General features: G+C 71.4%; 16 protein-coding genes. 2 read left to right on the top strand and 14 right to left on the bottom strand.

Annotation, left to right across the window (positions count from 1 at the left end; translation table 11 throughout):
* Both FM069_RS16650 and pdeM read left to right on the top strand, forming a co-directional pair.
* On the top strand, positions 1 to 2,324 hold a 2,324-nt coding region (locus tag FM069_RS16650; RefSeq protein ID WP_233282071.1), incomplete at its 5' end, for a ligase-associated DNA damage response DEXH box helicase.
* Complete coding sequence (gene pdeM, locus FM069_RS16645; RefSeq protein WP_143489491.1) at positions 2,321 to 3,025, top strand: ligase-associated DNA damage response endonuclease PdeM; 705 nt, start codon at positions 2,321 to 2,323, stop codon at positions 3,023 to 3,025. The genes FM069_RS16650 and pdeM, both read left to right, overlap by 4 nt.
* Positions 3,026 to 3,077: 52 nt before the next feature.
* On the opposite strand, the gene FM069_RS16640 is transcribed toward pdeM, so the two are convergent.
* The 14 genes from FM069_RS16640 to FM069_RS16575 form a co-directional block, all read right to left on the bottom strand.
* Positions 3,078 to 3,311 carry a hypothetical protein gene (locus tag FM069_RS16640; protein ID WP_143489490.1) on the bottom strand — a complete coding sequence of 78 codons (234 nt, stop codon included), beginning with the start codon at positions 3,309 to 3,311 and terminating at the stop codon, positions 3,078 to 3,080.
* Positions 3,312 to 3,374: 63 nt separating this feature from the next.
* Positions 3,375 to 3,638 (bottom strand): hypothetical protein, encoded by a 264-nt coding sequence (locus FM069_RS16635; protein WP_143489489.1) that lies wholly within the window; start codon positions 3,636 to 3,638, stop codon positions 3,375 to 3,377.
* A gap of 144 nt (positions 3,639 to 3,782) precedes the next feature.
* Positions 3,783 to 4,349 (bottom strand): dCTP deaminase, encoded by a 567-nt coding sequence (gene dcd / locus FM069_RS16630; RefSeq protein WP_143489488.1) that lies wholly within the window; start codon positions 4,347 to 4,349, stop codon positions 3,783 to 3,785.
* 102 nt (positions 4,350 to 4,451) lie between these two features.
* A complete protein-coding gene (locus tag FM069_RS16625) occupies positions 4,452 to 4,706 on the bottom strand; it encodes a hypothetical protein (protein ID WP_143489487.1) in 255 nt (84 codons plus the stop codon).
* Complete coding sequence (locus FM069_RS16620; protein WP_233282070.1) at positions 4,703 to 5,350, bottom strand: cytochrome c oxidase subunit 3; 648 nt, start codon at positions 5,348 to 5,350, stop codon at positions 4,703 to 4,705. The genes FM069_RS16625 and FM069_RS16620 overlap by 4 nt, the downstream gene beginning before the upstream one ends.
* Positions 5,337 to 6,965, bottom strand: a complete 1,629-nt coding sequence (locus FM069_RS16615; protein WP_143489486.1) for a cytochrome c oxidase subunit I — start codon at positions 6,963 to 6,965, stop codon at positions 5,337 to 5,339. Before FM069_RS16615 ends, FM069_RS16620 begins: the two co-directional genes overlap by 14 nt.
* A complete protein-coding gene (gene coxB, locus FM069_RS16610) occupies positions 6,962 to 7,933 on the bottom strand; it encodes a cytochrome c oxidase subunit II (RefSeq protein WP_143489485.1) in 972 nt (323 codons plus the stop codon). Before coxB ends, FM069_RS16615 begins: the two co-directional genes overlap by 4 nt.
* Complete coding sequence (locus FM069_RS16605) at positions 7,930 to 8,742, bottom strand: SCO family protein (RefSeq protein ID WP_143489484.1); 813 nt, start codon at positions 8,740 to 8,742, stop codon at positions 7,930 to 7,932. The genes coxB and FM069_RS16605 overlap by 4 nt, the downstream gene beginning before the upstream one ends.
* On the bottom strand, positions 8,739 to 9,170 hold the full coding sequence (locus tag FM069_RS16600) for a hypothetical protein (RefSeq protein ID WP_143489483.1): 432 nt from the start codon (positions 9,168 to 9,170) through the stop codon (positions 8,739 to 8,741). The genes FM069_RS16605 and FM069_RS16600 overlap by 4 nt, the downstream gene beginning before the upstream one ends.
* A complete protein-coding gene (locus FM069_RS16595) occupies positions 9,167 to 10,207 on the bottom strand; it encodes a hypothetical protein (RefSeq protein ID WP_143489482.1) in 1,041 nt (346 codons plus the stop codon). The genes FM069_RS16600 and FM069_RS16595 overlap by 4 nt, the downstream gene beginning before the upstream one ends.
* Positions 10,204 to 10,746 carry a c-type cytochrome gene (locus FM069_RS16590; protein ID WP_233282069.1) on the bottom strand — a complete coding sequence of 181 codons (543 nt, stop codon included), beginning with the start codon at positions 10,744 to 10,746 and terminating at the stop codon, positions 10,204 to 10,206. Before FM069_RS16590 ends, FM069_RS16595 begins: the two co-directional genes overlap by 4 nt.
* The gene (locus FM069_RS16585) at positions 10,743 to 11,255 is read right to left on the bottom strand and encodes a DUF3341 domain-containing protein (RefSeq protein ID WP_143489481.1); all 513 of its coding nucleotides are present in this window, start codon (positions 11,253 to 11,255) and stop codon (positions 10,743 to 10,745) included. The genes FM069_RS16590 and FM069_RS16585 overlap by 4 nt, the downstream gene beginning before the upstream one ends.
* Positions 11,248 to 12,645 carry an NrfD/PsrC family molybdoenzyme membrane anchor subunit gene (gene nrfD / locus FM069_RS16580; protein WP_143489480.1) on the bottom strand — a complete coding sequence of 466 codons (1,398 nt, stop codon included), beginning with the start codon at positions 12,643 to 12,645 and terminating at the stop codon, positions 11,248 to 11,250. Before nrfD ends, FM069_RS16585 begins: the two co-directional genes overlap by 8 nt.
* Positions 12,638 to 15,574 carry a TAT-variant-translocated molybdopterin oxidoreductase gene (locus FM069_RS16575; RefSeq protein ID WP_143489479.1) on the bottom strand — a complete coding sequence of 979 codons (2,937 nt, stop codon included), beginning with the start codon at positions 15,572 to 15,574 and terminating at the stop codon, positions 12,638 to 12,640. Before FM069_RS16575 ends, nrfD begins: the two co-directional genes overlap by 8 nt.

Genomic DNA, 15,574 nt, shown 5'->3' with positions numbered 1-15,574 from the left:
GCGGCAAGCCCCGCAGCCGCAAACCCGCCGCCGCGCCCCTGAGCGTGCTGTGGATCACCCCCATGCGGGCCCTGGCGGCGGATACCGCCAAGGCCCTGGAAGCGCCCTTGGAGGAGCTGGACATCCCCTGGACCGTGGGCCTGCGCACCGGCGACACCAGCAGCGCCGAACGGGCCCGCCAGTCGCGGCGCCTGCCCAGTGCGCTGATCACCACGCCGGAGAGCCTGACCCTGTTGCTGACCCGGGAAGATGCCCGGGAGGCGTTCGCCTCGCTGCGCATGCTGGTGGTGGACGAATGGCACGAGCTGCTGGGCAACAAGCGCGGCGTGCAGCTGCAGCTGGCCCTGGCGCGGCTGCGGCGCTGGAACCCCCGCCTGATCGTCTGGGGCCTGTCCGCCACCCTCGGCAACCAGCCCCATGCCCTGGAGGTGCTGGTGCCCCAAGGCGGCGGCCGGCTGGTCCAGGGCCACACCCCCAAGACCCTGCGGGTGGATACCCTGCTGCCGCCCTCCCTGGAACGCTTCCCCTGGGCCGGTCACCTGGGTCTGCGCATGCTGCCCCAGGTGGTGGCGGAGCTGGCGGCCAGCGCCACCGCCCTGGTGTTCACCAACACCCGCTCCCAGGCGGAAATCTGGTACCAGGCACTGCTGGAAGCGCGCCCGGACTGGGCCGGGCTGATCGCCCTGCACCATGGCTCCCTGGCCCGCGAGGTCCGCGACTGGGTGGAGGCCAGCCTCAAGGACGGCCGCCTGAAGGCGGTGGTCTGCACCTCCAGCCTCGACCTGGGGGTGGACTTCCTGCCGGTGGAGCGGGTGCTGCAGATCGGCTCACCCAAGGGCGTGGCGCGCCTGATGCAACGGGCCGGGCGCTCCGGCCATGCGCCGGGCCGCCCATCGCGGGTCACCCTGGTGCCCACCCACAGCCTGGAGGTGATCGAAGCCGCCGCCGCCCAGGATGCGGTGGCGGCGCGGCGCATCGAGGCCCGGGAAGCCCCGGACAAGCCCCTGGACGTGCTGGTCCAGCACCTGGTGAGCATCGCCCTGGGCGGTGGCTTCCGCCCCGACGCCCTCTACGCCGAGGTGCGCGAAGCCTGGTCCTACCGGGACCTCTCCGCCGAGGACTGGGAATGGGCCCTGGCCTTCGTCCGCCATGGCGGCCACTCCCTCACCGCCTACCCCGACTATCGCCGGGTAGAGCCGGACGCCGACGGCCTCTGGCAGGTGCCCGACACGCGCCTGGCGCGGCGCCATCGGATGGGCATCGGCACCATCGTCAGCGATGCCAGCCTCACCGTGAAGTACTGGACCAAGGGCGGCGCCGGCGGCTCCCTGGGCAGCATCGAGGAAGGCTTCGTCGCCCGCCTGCGGCCCGGCGACTGCTTCCTCTTCGCCGGGCGCACCCTGGAACTGGTGCGGGTGGAGAACATGACCGCCTACGTGCGCCGCTCCAGCGGCCGCAAGGCGGCGGTGCCGCGCTGGAATGGCGGGCGCATGCCGCTTTCCAGCGAGCTGGCGGACGCCGTGGTGGCCGAACTGGGCGCTGCCGACCGAGGCGTCTATGCCAGCCCGGAGATGCGCCTGGTGCGCCCGCTGCTGGAAGTCCAGCAAGCCTGGTCGGCGCTGCCCACCGAGGACAACCTGCTGGCCGAGGTGCTGAAATCCCGGGAGGGCTGGCACCTGTTCCTCTACCCCTACGCCGGCCGCCACGTGCACCTGGGGCTGGCCAGCCTGTTCGCCTGGCGCCTGGGGCAGCGCCAGCCGGTGACTTTCTCCATCGCGGTCAACGACTACGGCTTCGAGCTGCTGTCGGCCACCGAGGTGGACTGGAGCGCCTGCCTGAACCCCACCCTGTTCGAGCCCGGCGACCTGCTCCACGACGTGCTGGCCAGCCTCAACGCCGGCGAACTCGCGCGCCGACGCTTCCGCGAGATCGCGCGGATCGCCGGGCTGGTATTCACCGGCTTTCCCGGCGCCGGCAAGAGTGCGCGCCAGCTGCAGGCGTCCAGCGGGCTGTTCTTCGACGTATTCCGCCAGTACGACCCGCAGAACCTGCTGCTGGGCCAGGCCCAGCAGGAAGTGCTGCGCCAGGAACTGGAGGTGCAGCGCCTGGCGCAGACCCTGCAACGGATGGGCGAGCGGCGCCTGCAGGTGCAGGTGATCAAGCGGCCGACGCCCCTGGGCTTCCCGCTGCTGGTGGAGCGCTTCCGGGAGAGCATGAGTTCGGAGAAACTCGCCGACCGCATCGCCCGCATGGTCCGCGACCTGGAACAGGCCGCCGGCCCTGACCCGGACGCCGCGGTGCCCGCCACCGGTGAGCCGAGGTGAACGACCACCTGGCCCTGACCCTCGCCGGCGAGACCCTCTGGTTGCTGGCGGACAAGGCTCTCTACTGGCCGGCCCGCCGCGCCCTGCTGATCGCCGATGCCCACTTCGGCAAGGCCGCGGCCTATCGCCGCCTGGGCCAGCCGGTGCCCCATGGCACCACCGCCGGCAACCTGCAGCGCCTCGACGCCCTGTTGCAGCGCTACCCGTGCGAGCAACTGATCTTCCTCGGCGACTTCCTCCATGCCCGGGAATCCCGCGCCCCGGCCACGCTCGCCACCCTGGCCGAATGGCGCACCCGCCACGCCGGCCTGCACCTGGTGCTGATCCGCGGCAACCACGACCGCCGTGCCGGCGATCCGCCCCTGGAACTGGGCATCGACACCGTGGCCGAGCCCCTAGAGATGGGCCCCTTCGCCCTGCAGCATGAGCCCACGCCCCATCCGACGCGCTATGTACTGGCCGGCCACGTGCACCCGGTGTTCCACCTGAGCGGCCGCGGGCGACAGCGGTTGCGCCTGCCGTGTTTCTGCCTGGACCAGACGGTGGGCCTGCTTCCCGCCTTCGGCCAGTTCACCGGCGGCTTCGCCGTGGACGCGCAGCCGGGCCGGACGCTGTACGTTGTCGGGGATGGCGGGGTCTGGCCGGTGGCGGGCGCCCAGCGGGCGGCCGACCAACGGAACGGGGTGAAAGAAGGCGGGTGAAACGGGGTGGGCTCCTCATGGAGCGCCAGAGGGAGGCCCGCAGGCCGTGACATCAGCCCTGGGTGATGCCGGTGATGATGATGGCGTGCTTTTCCAGGCGGGCGATGGTGGGCTCTGGGTGGTCCTCGGGGACGTCGGTAAGCTTCACCTCACCCAGCTCGCCCTTCTTGAGCACCGATTTCAGGACCAGTTCGGCGGCTTCCGCCATGTCCGGCTTTGCCGGCAGGTCCACATCCAGCACCTGGGTGTTGTTGTCCTGGCTATAGGCGATTTTCCATTGGCTCATGAACGATCCTTTGACTGACTGCAGGAAACGTGTGGCGGGTGTGGAAGCCACACCCGCATCCGACTAGACGACCGGCGCCGGGGGCGGTTGGTCGGGCTCGGTGGGCAGGCCCGGTTCCAGGGGCTGGTCCGGCACGCCCGGTTCCACCGGCACGTCCGGCCCGGGCTGGCCGGGAAAGGTCTGCGCGTGAAGCGACTGGGTACGCAGGGCCTGGACCGCCAGCGGCTGCGCCACCGCGTCGTTGGCCGACTGGAAGACCCCGGCGATCAGCCCGATCTGGACGATGCCGGTACCCGGCAGGTTCTGTTCGATTCCCGTAATGCTCATTTGCGTGTTCCTCCGACAAGTCTCCAGCATGTGCGGGCAAATGGGGTGTACGCACGGTAGAGCGAAGGAATCGGCGAATAATTCAAGGCTATTCGTCGGGGCACGGGCGGTCGGCGCGGCCGCGTGTCCGCGCCCGGAAGCGCGTCAGGTCTTGGGCAGGGTGACGCCGGTCTGGCCCTGGTACTTGCCGCCGCGGTCCTTGTAGGACACCTCGCAGGCCTCGTCGGACTCCAGGAACAGCATCTGCGCCACGCCCTCGTTGGCGTAGATCTTGGCCGGCAGGGTGGTGGTGTTGGAGAACTCCAGGGTCACGTGGCCTTCCCACTCCGGTTCCAGCGGGGTGACGTTGACGATGATCCCGCAGCGGGCGTAGGTGCTCTTGCCCAGGCAGATGGTCAGCACGTTGCGCGGGATGCGGAAGTACTCCACGGTGCGCGCCAGGGCGAAGGAGTTGGGCGGGATGATGCACACCGGGCCCTTGACGTCGACGAAGCTCTTCTCGTCGAAGTTCTTCGGGTCCACGGTGGCGGAATGGATGTTGGTAAAGACCTTGAATTCGTCGGCACAGCGCACGTCGTAGCCGTAGCTGGACACGCCGTAGGAGATCAGCCGCTCGGCGCCCTCGGTGCGCACCTGGCGCTCGACGAAGGGCTCGATCATCCCATGTTCCTGGGCCATGCGGCGAATCCACGTATCCGATTTGATGCTCATGGCGGGCGTCCTGAGTGAGGCGGCGGAAAAGTCGAGGGGCGAATCTTACCGGATGCGCCCAGGCCGGCAAACAGCGGCGGCGCCCGGCATGGCGCGCGGGCCCTAGCGGGTGAGCAGCTCGCCCAAGGTCAGGCTGAACATCAGCAGCAGCCAGAATGCGCTGGCGGCGGCGAACAGCCGCACCAGGGCAGAACTGGCGCGCAGCTCCACCAAGCCCAGCAGCAGCACCAGCGCCTGCCCCAGGGCCAGCAGCATGATCGGCACGCCGGGCGCCGGCTTCACCAGCCCGGCCAGCAGCGCCTGGACCAGCAGCAGCGCCAGCAGGAGGAGATACGCCAGGACCGCCCGGGTCTTCATGCGCCCCTCCCCGCCAGGTACAGGGTCGGGTAGAGGAACAGCCAGATCAGGTCCACCACGTGCCAGTAGAGGGCGATCATTTCCACCGTGACCGCCTTGGCCGGGACCGGCAGGTTGCCGCGCCCCACCCGCCAGGCGAGCCCGCCCACCAGCAGCACGGCCACCAGGATGTGCACCCCGTGCAGGGCGGTGGCGGTCAGGTAGACGTTCATGAACAGCCGCGCCGCGCCGCTCTTCAGGGGCGACGCGGGATCGTTGCCGGGCAGCAGCCCTTCCTGGAATTCCAGCCCGTACTCCACCGACTTGCCGGCCAGGAAGCCCAGCCCCAGCAGCGCGGCGACCCACAGCCAGCGCCGCAGCACCCGGGCCTCGCCCTCTCGGGCGGCGGCCAGGGCCAGGGTCATGCACAGGCTGCCGGTGAGCAGCAGCGCGGTGTTGCCGGTGGCCAGCAGCCAGTGCATGGAGGCCAGGGCCTCGGCGGTTTCCCGGGGGTGGGACAGCCGGTAGAACCACAGCACCAGCAGCAGCCCGCCGAACATCATCGTCTCGCTGGCGAGGAACAGCCACATGCCTAGCCGGTCGGCCTCGGCCTGCTGCCGCAGGTCCTCGAACTGCTCGGCGGGGCGGGCCTCAGAGGCGGTCACGGGCCGCCTCCGGCGCGTAGTCGTAGGCTTCGAAGTCCACCACCACCGGGCTGTTGAAGTTGTGAACCGGCGGCGGCGAGGCGGTGCGCCATTCCAGCCCCGCGGCGCCCCAGGGGTTGACCGCCGCGCGCTGGCCATAGCGCAGGGACCAGGCCAGGTAGAACAGCGGCAGCGCGTAGGCCACGGCAAGGATCGAGGCGCCCGCCGAGGACATCACGTGGAGGAACTGGAAGTCCGCCGGGTAGCTGTGGTAACGCCGCGGCATGCCCAGGTAGCCCAGCAGGAACTGCGGGAAGAAGGTCAGGTTGAAGCCGCAGAAGATCATCACCGCGGCGATCCGCCCCCACAGCTCCGGGTACATCCGCCCGGTGATCTTCGGCCACCAGAAGTGCAGCGCGCCGAAGTACCCGGCCACCGCCGCCCCCACCATGATGTAGTGGAAGTGCGCCACCACGAAGTAGGTGTCGTGGGCGTGCAGGTCCGCCGCCAGCAGGGCCAGGAACAGCCCGGTCACGCCGCCAACGATGAACAGGCCGACGAAGGTCAGGGCGAACAGGAACGGCGCGTGGACCGTCAGGTCGCTCTTGTAGAGGGTGGCGGTCCAGTTGTACGCCTTGATCGCCGAGGGGATCGACACCAGGAAGCTGAGCAGGGAGAACACCATGCTGGCGTACATGGACTGCCCGGCGACGAACATGTGGTGGCCCCAGACCATGAAGCCGATGATCGCGATGGCGATACTGGAGAAGGCCACGAAGCGGTAGCCGAAGATGCGCTTGTGGGCGGACGCGGTGATCAGCTCGCTGACCACCCCCATGGCCGGCAGGATCATGATGTACACCGCTGGGTGGCTGTAGAACCAGAACAGGTGCTGGAACAGCAGCGGGTCGCCCCCCAGCCGCGGGTCGAACACGCCGATGCCGAACAGGTGCTCGGCCGCCACCAGCACCAGGGTGATCGCCAGCACCGGGGTGGCCAGCACCAGGATGATGGAGGTGGCGTACATCGACCAGACGAACAGCGGCAGGCGGAACCAGGTCATCCCCGGCGCCCGCAGGGTGTGGATGCTGACGATCAGGTTGATGCCAGTGAGGATCGACGAGAAGCCGGCGACGAACACCCCGCAGATCACCGCCACCACGTGGCCGTTGCTGAACATCGTGGACAGCGGCGTGTAGAAGGTCCAGCCGGTGTCCACCCCGCCCAGCACCAGGGCCAGCAAAGTGAACAGCCCGCCCCCCATCAGCAGGTACCAGCTGATCAGGTTCAGCCGGGGGAACGCCAGGTCCCGGGCGCCGATCATCAACGGCACCAGGAAGTTGCCGAACACCGAGGGGATCGACGGGATCAGGAAGAACCAGACCATGATCACCCCGTGCAGGGTGAAAGCACGGTTGTAGCCGTCGGCGGTGAGCAGGTCCCCTTCCGAGGTCACCAGCTCGATGCGGATCAGGCTGGCCGCGAGGCCGCCGACGAAGAAGAAGAAGGTCACCGCCAGCATGTACAGCACGGCGATGCGCTTGTGGTCGACGGTGAACAGCCACGAGCGCAGGCCGTGGGCCGCGTCCAGGTAGCTGCGCGGTGCCGCATCGGCGGCCGTCGGGAGCGTGTTCATCGATTGTCCTCGGAAGGGCCGGTAGCCGGTTCGGGCCGGGGGTCGGCCAGGGAGCGGAGGTAGGCGACCAGGCGCGCCACCGCCTCTTCGTCCATCACATTGGCGTAGGTGGGCATCACCGGCGCGTAGCCGGCCACCACCTGTTTCTGCGGCAGCAGGATGCTGTCCCGCAGGTAGGCGTCGTCGGCCACCACGCGGCTGCCGTCGGCCAAGGCCACGGAGCGTCCATAGAGCCCCTCCAGGGGCGGCGCCCGGGTCACCGAGGCGGCGCCGTGGCAGCCGCTGCAGCCGAACTGGCGGAACAGCGCCTCGCCCTGGGCGGCCAGGCTGCGGCCCTCGTCGGCGCCTTCCAGCCAGCGCTGGTAGTCGCTGGGGCTGAGCACCTCCAGGCGCGCGGTCATGGCGGCGTGGTCGGTGCCACAATATTCCGCGCAGTAGACGTCGTAGGTACCGGGCCGCTCGGCCTGGAACCACATCTCCGTATAGCGCCCCGGCAGCACGTCCTGCTTCACCCGCAGGCTGGGGAAGAACAGGCTGTGGATCACGTCCTCGGAGATCATCGTCAGCTTCACCGGCCGCTCGGCGGGTACGTGCAGGGTGTTGATCTCCCGCTGGCCGCCGGTGTGCTGGAACTTCCACATCCACTGCTTGGCGGTGACCTGGATCTCCAGGGCGTCCGCCGGCGGCACCCGGGCCTCGAAGAACAGCCGCGCGGAGTACACGAACAGCACCAGGGCGCCGATGAAGGGCAGCACCATCCAGGTCAGCTCCACCTTCAGGCTGCCGGAGGGCCGGTGGTCGCGCTCGGCGGCGTGGCCACGGCGGTAGCGGAAAATGAACACCCACATGAACACGAACACCGGCACCACGAACATCGCCATCATCCCGGTGAAGCCGATCACCAGCCAGTCCACCTGGGCCGCGTAGTGGGAGGCCTGTTCCGGCCAAAGGCGCACGAAGCCGCTCATTCGCCGGGCTCCGCACGGTCGCGGCCACGGCGCTCGCGGCGCAGGGTCACGCCGATGAACAGCGCCAGGCCCAGGGCAGTGCCGACCCCGCCCACCTGCAGCAGGTGGATCACCAGGCTGTTGTAGGTGCCGCTCTGGGGGTTGTAGTGGTAGCACAGCAGCAGGAGTTGCTCGGTGACCCCGCCCAGGCGCCCCTGGCCGGCCTCGGTGAGCCCCAGGCGCAGGTCGGTGGGCTGGTAGCCAAGGCCGTACAGCCAGCGGGACAGCCGGCCATCGCCGGTCAGCACCGCCACCGCCGAGGCATGGGCGTACTGCTGGATCGCCGGGTCGTAGCGGTAGCGAAAGCCGATGGCCGCAGCCAGGGCGGCGCTGTTCGCCGCGTCGCCGGTGAGGTAGTGCACGCCGGCGGCGCGGGCCAGGGCCGGCCAGCGCTTGGCCAGCTTCGCCTGCTCGGCCCGGGCGTCGTCCGGGGTCTCCTTAGGGTCGAAGCTGAAGGCGATCACCTGGTAGTCCTGCCCGGCCTGGTACGGCAGGGTGGCGAGCATGTTGAACAGGGTCGCCAGGGCCGGCCCGCAGACATTGGGGCAGCGGTAATAGACCGGCACCAGCAGCACCGGCCGGCCGTCCAGCAGGTCCCCCAGGCGCACCGCCCTGCCCGCCTGGTCGACGAAACGGCTGTCCGCCGGCACCGGATCGCCCTGGCGCGCAGTGTCGATGCCGACTGCCGCGATGGGGTCGAACGGCTCGCTGGCGGCGCCGACCGGCAGCGCCGCCAGCAGCAGCAGGGTAACGAGGCAGCGGCGGATCATGGCTGCGCCTCCGCGTCCGCCGGGTTCGGCCAGCCCCGCGCCACGAGCAGGCGCTGGGCCTCCTCCAGGGGGATGCGGGCGATGCCGGCCTGGCGATCGATCCAGCCGTACTCTTTCAGGCGCTCGCGGGCGCGGTGGGCCAGGCGGCGGCCGTCCGCCACCGGGTCGGCCTCCAGGCGCGGCGCCGGCGCCCGCAGGGGCTCGCTTTCCACCGCGGTGAGCGGCGGTTGCTGCTGGGCATCATGGGTGCGCAGCCCGGCGAGCATCCAGGCCACACCGAGGGCGGTGGCCAGCAGCGCCGCCAGGATCAGTGCCCCGGCCAGCAGGATGCCCCGCGGCTGAGCGTCCTGGCGCTCGTAGCCCTGAGCGAGGGACTGGGGGTCCACCCGCGCGCGCACGGGGTCGCGGTCGTGGCTCGGGTGCGTCATGGGGTCCTCCGGGGAACGGCGTCGCTGAGCGGATCGACAGCGGGCGGGGGCCAGGTCAGGCCCAGCAGCACGGCGACGCCCCCCAGCAGGGCCAACAACGTGCCCAGGGCCAGGGCCCAGGCGGGTGCGATCCCGGCCAGGAGGGGCAGCGTCAGCCACAGGGCCTCCAGCACACCGCCCAGCAGGATCGCACCGCAGGCCAGGCGCAGCGCGGCCGGGCGGCTGCCCAGGGGCGAGGCCAGCCCCACTGCCAGCAGCACCTGGAGCCCGGCCAGGCCGGCGCCCAGCAGACCCCAGCCCGCTGTCTCGCGGCGCTGGTACCAGCGGATCTCGTGGGGCAGGTCCACCGACCAGACGATCAACAGCTGCATGACGTGCAGGTACAGCCACAGCAGCAACCCGGCCAGCAGCAGCCCGCGGAGGATCCGCGCCCGGGGCGGGGTCAGCGCGGCCAGGCCCAGCAGCCCGGCGAAGGCCAGGCCGGTGAGCAGCTGGCGGATGATCACCAGCAGGCCGAACAGGGTGGACAGGAAATGAGGGTCCAGGGCCATCAGCCAGTCCAGGGCGGCTAGGGTGCCCAGCAGCACGGCGGCGATCGCCCCTTGGGCGCAGCGCAGCGGCGAACCCCGCCGCGCCAGCCACCCCAGGGCCAGCCAGGCGCCCAGGTAGACCAGGTTGCGCAGGACGAAGGCCGGGCCCCACAGGTACAGGCCGCGGAACCCGTCGGCCTGCTCGTCGACCCAGGGATACAGCAGGCCGAACCCCAGCAGCACCGGCAGCAGCAACAGCGCCAGCCCCGGCAGCGCCGCCAGGCCACGGGCCAGGCCCGGCCCGAGGACTGCCCGCCAGTCGCCGTCCACCAGCGGCAGCAGCAGGGCCAGCAGCAGGCAGCCCAGGGGCAGCGCCGACCCCGCCGCCAGCGCCACCAGCCCACCGGCGGCAGCCGCCGCCGGTTGCACCCAGGCCAGCCCGAGCAACCCCAGCAAGCCCACCAGGGCCGGCCAGCGGCAGCCGCGCGGGAATGCCAGCCGGCTCATGGGGCACCTCCCGGCAGCGCCCGGCGCTGGGCATCCGGCAGGCTCGCCGCCTCGGTGTGCTGGCTCAATTGCAGGGCGCGGATGTGGGCGACGATGGCCCAGCGATCCGCCGGCGGCACCCGTGCGGCGTAGCCGTACATCTGCCCGTAGCCGTTGGCGATCACCTCCATGAAGTGGCGATCGGGCGCCTCCCGCAGGCGCGCCTCGGTGAACGCCGGCGGCGCCGGGAAGCCTCGCGCCACCACCAGCCCGTGGCCGTCGCCGGCCAGGCCGTGGCAGGGCGCGCAGTAGATGCGGTAGCGCTCGGCGCCCCGGGCCAGCAGCGCGGCATCCAGGGGCGGGCGCCGGGCCAGCTCGGCGTCGCGGGCCGCCTGTTCCCGGGATACCACCCCCGGCGGCGGCGCCTGGTCCACCTTGCCGTCGGCGAAGAACGTGCTGGCGGCCTGGTCCTGGGCCTTGTGCTGGCGGCTCATGTCGTCGCAGCCGGCACCGCCCAGCGCCAGGAGCAGCACCACTCCGGCGTGCCAGCGGGCGTTCACAGGGTCACCTCGTCCACGCTCAGGGCCCGCCCTGCGAGCCAGGCGGCGGTGTCGGCGCGGGAGAATGGCGGCTCATCCATCACCAGCAGCAGGAAGCGGTCCTCGGAAGCCCGGGCAAACGCTTCCGCGTCGAACAGCGGGTGGTTCAGCCGCGGCAGGCGGCAGCACAGCAGCAGGCCGAGGACGGTTGCCAGCACAGCGAACAGCACCGCCAGGACGAAGGTCACGGTGATGAACGACGGCCAGGCCAGCAACGGCCGGCCGCCGATGTCCAGGGGATAGTCGAGGCTGCCGCCCACCTGCATCAGCAGGCCCAGGGCCGCGCCGAACAGGCCGCCCCCCAGGGCGATGTAGCTGACCCGGCGATCCGCCGGCTCCAGCTCTTCCAGGGGGAACGGGCTGAACGCCTCCAGACACCGGTGGCCGCGGGCGCGGGCTTCGCCCATGGCCGTCATCAGCGCCCGGGCATCGGCGAATTCGGCCAGCAGGCCGTGGCGGGGCTCAGCCATGGCGGGCCTCCCGTTCCCGGTGCAGCACCTGCTTGAGCTCGAAGGCCGAGACCATGGGCACGAAGCGGATGAACAGGCTGAACGGCACGATGAACACGCCGAAGCTGCCGATGAACAACGAGATTTCCCAGAACGACGGCGTGTAGCCGCGCCAGGCCGACAGCAGATGGTCGGTGGTCTGCGGAGTGATCAGCAGCATGAAGCGCTCCGCCCACATCCCCACCAGCACGGCCAGGGCCACCGCCGCCAGGGCCCGCGGGCTCTGCCGCACGCGGCGCCACCAGAGGGCCTGCAGCAGGCCGACGTTGCAGCCGATGGCCAGCCAGAAGCTCCAGGCGGTGGGCCCGGCCAGGCGCGCCATCGTCACATCGATCTCGTGGCGATCACCGGAATAGAAGGCCATGAACACGTCGGCGAAATAGCCGTAGGCGGTCATCCAGCCGGTGGCCAGCAGCAGCCGGCCGAGCATGTCCAGGTGGCGCGGGGTGATCAGCGCCTCGATGCACAGCAACCAGCGCAGGCCGATGGCGATCAGCGACACCAGGGCGAAGCCGGAGAACACCGCGCCGGCGACGAAGTACGGCGGGAACACCGTGGAGTGCCAGCCCGCCTGGTCCCCCAGGGCCATGAGGAACGAGTAGCCGCTGGACACCGCGAACACCAGGGGCACCGCCAGCAGGGCGATCGCCCGGTAGGCCCGCCGCCAGTGGCCCCATTGCCGGTTCGAGCCGCGCCAGCCCAGGGCCAGCAGGCCATAGGCCACCTGGGCGCCGCGCCGGCGGGCACGGTCGCGGGCGGCGGCGAAGTCCGGCAGCGCGCCCAGGTAGAGGAACAGCGCAGACACCACCAGGTAGGTCACCACGGCGAACATGTCCCAGGCGGTGGGGCTCTTGAACTGCGGCCACAGGCCCATGCTGTTGGGATAGGGCATGGTCCAGTAGAACAGCCATGGCCGCCCCAGGTGCAGGATCGGGTAGAGCCCGGCGCAGACCACCGCCATCAGGGTCATCAGTTCCGCCAGGCGGTTCAGGGAGTTGCGCCAGGGCCGCTCCAGCAACAGCAGCAGCGCGGAGATGAAGGTGCCGGCGTGGCCGATGCCCAGCCACCAGATGTAGTTGAGGATGTCGAACGCCCAGTTCACCGGGGTGTTGTTGCCCCAGACGCCCACGCCGTTCCAGAACAGCACGATCACCGACAGCAGGTAGAGCCCCAGCAGCACCCCGCCGAGGCCGAACAGGCACCACCAGGCCCGGGGCCGGGGGAACTGGTGGGCGACGTCGAGGATGCGCCGGGAGACTTCCTGGTCGCTCAGGTCCCGCGGCAGGAAGTGCCCGGTGCCGTGGAGGATCGGCCCCGGCGGCGGCAGGTCGGACGAGCGCCACTCAGCCATGTTCGGCCCCCTCCCCCGGCTCGTCGTCCAGGCGCGCCAGGTAAGTGGTCCGCGGCCGGGTGTTGAGTTCCTCCAGCAGGGCGTAGCGGCGGGCGGAATCCCGCGCCCGGTTCACCGCGCTGGCGGGGTCGGCCAGGTCGCCGAAGACGATGGCGCCGGACGGGCAGGTCTGCTGGCAGGCGGTGCGCACCTCACCATCGGCGATGGGCCGGCCGGCCTTCTTCGCCTCGATGCGCGCCTCGCTGATGCGCTGCACACAGTAGGTGCATTTCTCCATGACGCCACGCCCGCGCACGCTGACGTTGGGGTTGCGCTGGGCCTCCAGGGACGGTGCGTCCTGGGCGTTCCAGTCGTACCAGTTGAAGCGCCGCACCTTGTAGGGGCAGAAGGAGGAACAGGTGCGGGTGCCGATGCAGCGGTTGTAGACCATCTCATTGAGGCCGTCGTGGCCGTGCACGGTGGCGCTCACCGGGCAGCCGGTCTCGCAGGGTGCCTGCTCGCAGTGCATGCAGGGCACCGGCTGGAACGCCGAGCGCGGCGCGTCGAGGCCGCCCTCGTAGTAGTGGTCGATGCGCAGCCAGTGCATGGCGCGGCCGGCGGCCACCTGCTCCTTGCCCACCACAGCGATGTTGTTCTCCGCCTGGCAGGCGGTGACGCAGGCGTTGCAGCCGGTGCACAAGTCGAGGTCGATGGACATGCCCCACTGCGGCCCCTCCGGGGTGACGGAGCGGTACAGGGTGGGCAATTCCCGGGGTGGTGCCGGGGTCCGGGCAGCGTCGGCGCGGCTCATACTGCGCAGCAGGTCGCGGCCGTCCAGGGCGTGGTGCAACTGAGTGCTGGCCAGTTCGACCCGCTCGCCCACCGGCGCCAGGCGCACGTCCAGGCCGTCGACGCCGCCGTCCCGCGCCAGCAGCGCCGCGGCGCGATAGCCCAGGCCGTTGCCGACGCGCCCGGCGCGGCTGCGGCCGTAGCCGGCGTAGAGCGCCACCAGGGTCTCGGCCTGGCCGGGCTCGATCCAGGCCGGGCCGCGCAGCCGGCGGTCCCCCAGGCTCACCTCCAGCAGGTCGCCGTTGGCCACGCCGTAGCGTTCGGCCAGTGCGGGAGACAGGCCCACCACGTTGTCCCAGGTGAGCTTGCTGAAGGGCTTGGGCAACTCCTGCAGCCAGCCCAGGTTGGCGAAGCGGCCATCCCAGACGCAGGGGTCCGGGGCGATGCGCAGTTCCAGGCGCCCGCCCGCCTCGCCCGCGGCCTGGCCGTCGGCATCGGGCTGCGGCGCGAGGGCCGGGGGCACCGGCCGGGGCGCGGCCGCGGGCTCCACCAGGCCCCTGGCCAGGGCCGCGCGCCAGGCTGTTTCGTCCACCTCGCGCCAGGTCTCGCGGACCAGGGCCAGGCCATCGGGCTCGCGGTCCTCCAGGCACAGGGCGAGGATTTCGTGGAGCGAGCGGGCGCTGTACAAGGGGCGCACCAGGGGTTGCACCAGGCAGGCGCTGCCGTCGACGCCGCGCACGTCGCTCCAGCTTTCCAGGGGGTGGGCCAGGGCCAGGTGCCATTGGCAGTGGGCGGCGCTCTCGTCGTAATAGGGGCCGACATGCAGGCGCAGCGGCGCCCGCGTGAAGGCATCCACCAGGCCCAGGGCGTCGGGGGCGCTGTAGACCGGGTTGCAGTCCAGCAGCAGCAGGCATTCCACTTCACCCGCTCGCAGCCGGTCGCTCAGGCTCGCCAGGTCCTCCCAGGGCGCCTCGTCGGCATGCCCCAGCAGCACCGGCGCGGCGTGGTCGACGGTGATCCCCAGGTTGCCCAGGCGCTGGTTGAGGCGCTGCACCAGGGCCTGCACCGCCACCGGCAGGTGGGCGCCGGCGCTGATCAGGCTGCGGCCGCGGGCGGCCTGCAGGTGCGCCGCCACCCGTTCGACCCAGGCCCGGGTGGCGGGCGCCAGGTCGGGGTCGGCGACGACCGGCTCGCCCAGGACAGCGGCCAGCGCCCAGGCCAGGGCCGGTAGCTGCGAAGGGGCCAGGGCCAGGCGCTCCCGCGCCGCCGCGCCGGTCAGCCCGGGCAGTGCCTCGACGGCGTACAGCGAGGCCTCGCCCTGCCCTTCCGCGGCGGCCCGGCGGCGCTGTGCCCAGCCACGCTGCAGCGGGGTCTGGCGCGGGCCGGGGCCCAGCAGGTCGTCGTCCAGGGTCAGCACTACCTCGGCCTTGTCCAGGTACAGACGGGTTTCCAGGGGCTCGCCGAAGGCGGCGCGGGTAGCGGCGTAACGGGCGGATTCGGCGAATGCCTCGCCGTGGTACAGCCGCGCCCGTGGCCAGCGTTGGCGCAGGGCGTCCAGCTGGCGCGCCAGGGTCGGCGAGCTGCTGGCCCCGCAGACCAGGTGCAGCCCGCGGCCCTGCTCGGCGTCCAGGCGTGGCCGGTACTGGGCGATGGCCCGCTGGAACGCCGCCCAGCTGCTCTCGCGGCCCTTGTAACGCGGCGCCTGGGAGCGGTCCGGGTCGTAGAGCTGGAGCACCGCAGCCTGGGTGAACGCGTCGCAGGCGCCGGCGGACAGCGGGTGGTCGGGGTTGCCTTCCAGCTTGGTGGGACGGCCGGCGTGGGTCTTGCCCAGCACCGGCTGGGCGTAGCCGGCGAACGGCACGGCGCTGGCATACCACAGGGGCCGGCCGGGGATCAGGTTCTCCGGCTGTTCCACATAGGGCACCGCCTGCTCGGGGGTCTCGCCGCAGGCGGCGAGGCCGGCCATGGCCAGGGAGGCGCCCATCAGTTGCAAGAAGCGGCGGCGATCCAGCTGCGGCGCCGCGCCGGGGAATTCCGCCTCCAGGAACGCCTGCACCTCGGGCCGTTGCGCCAGCTCGTCCAGCCCGCGCCAGTAACGGCGGCCCTGGCGGCCTTCCAGCTCCCGGCGCAACGCGGCGAAATCCACCGGCATCCGTGCCAT

This window comes from Pseudomonas mangiferae (genome assembly GCF_007109405.1).
Lineage (GTDB): Bacteria > Pseudomonadota > Gammaproteobacteria > Pseudomonadales > Pseudomonadaceae > Pseudomonas_T > Pseudomonas_T mangiferae.
This window is presented reverse-complemented; position numbering and strand designations above follow the sequence as displayed.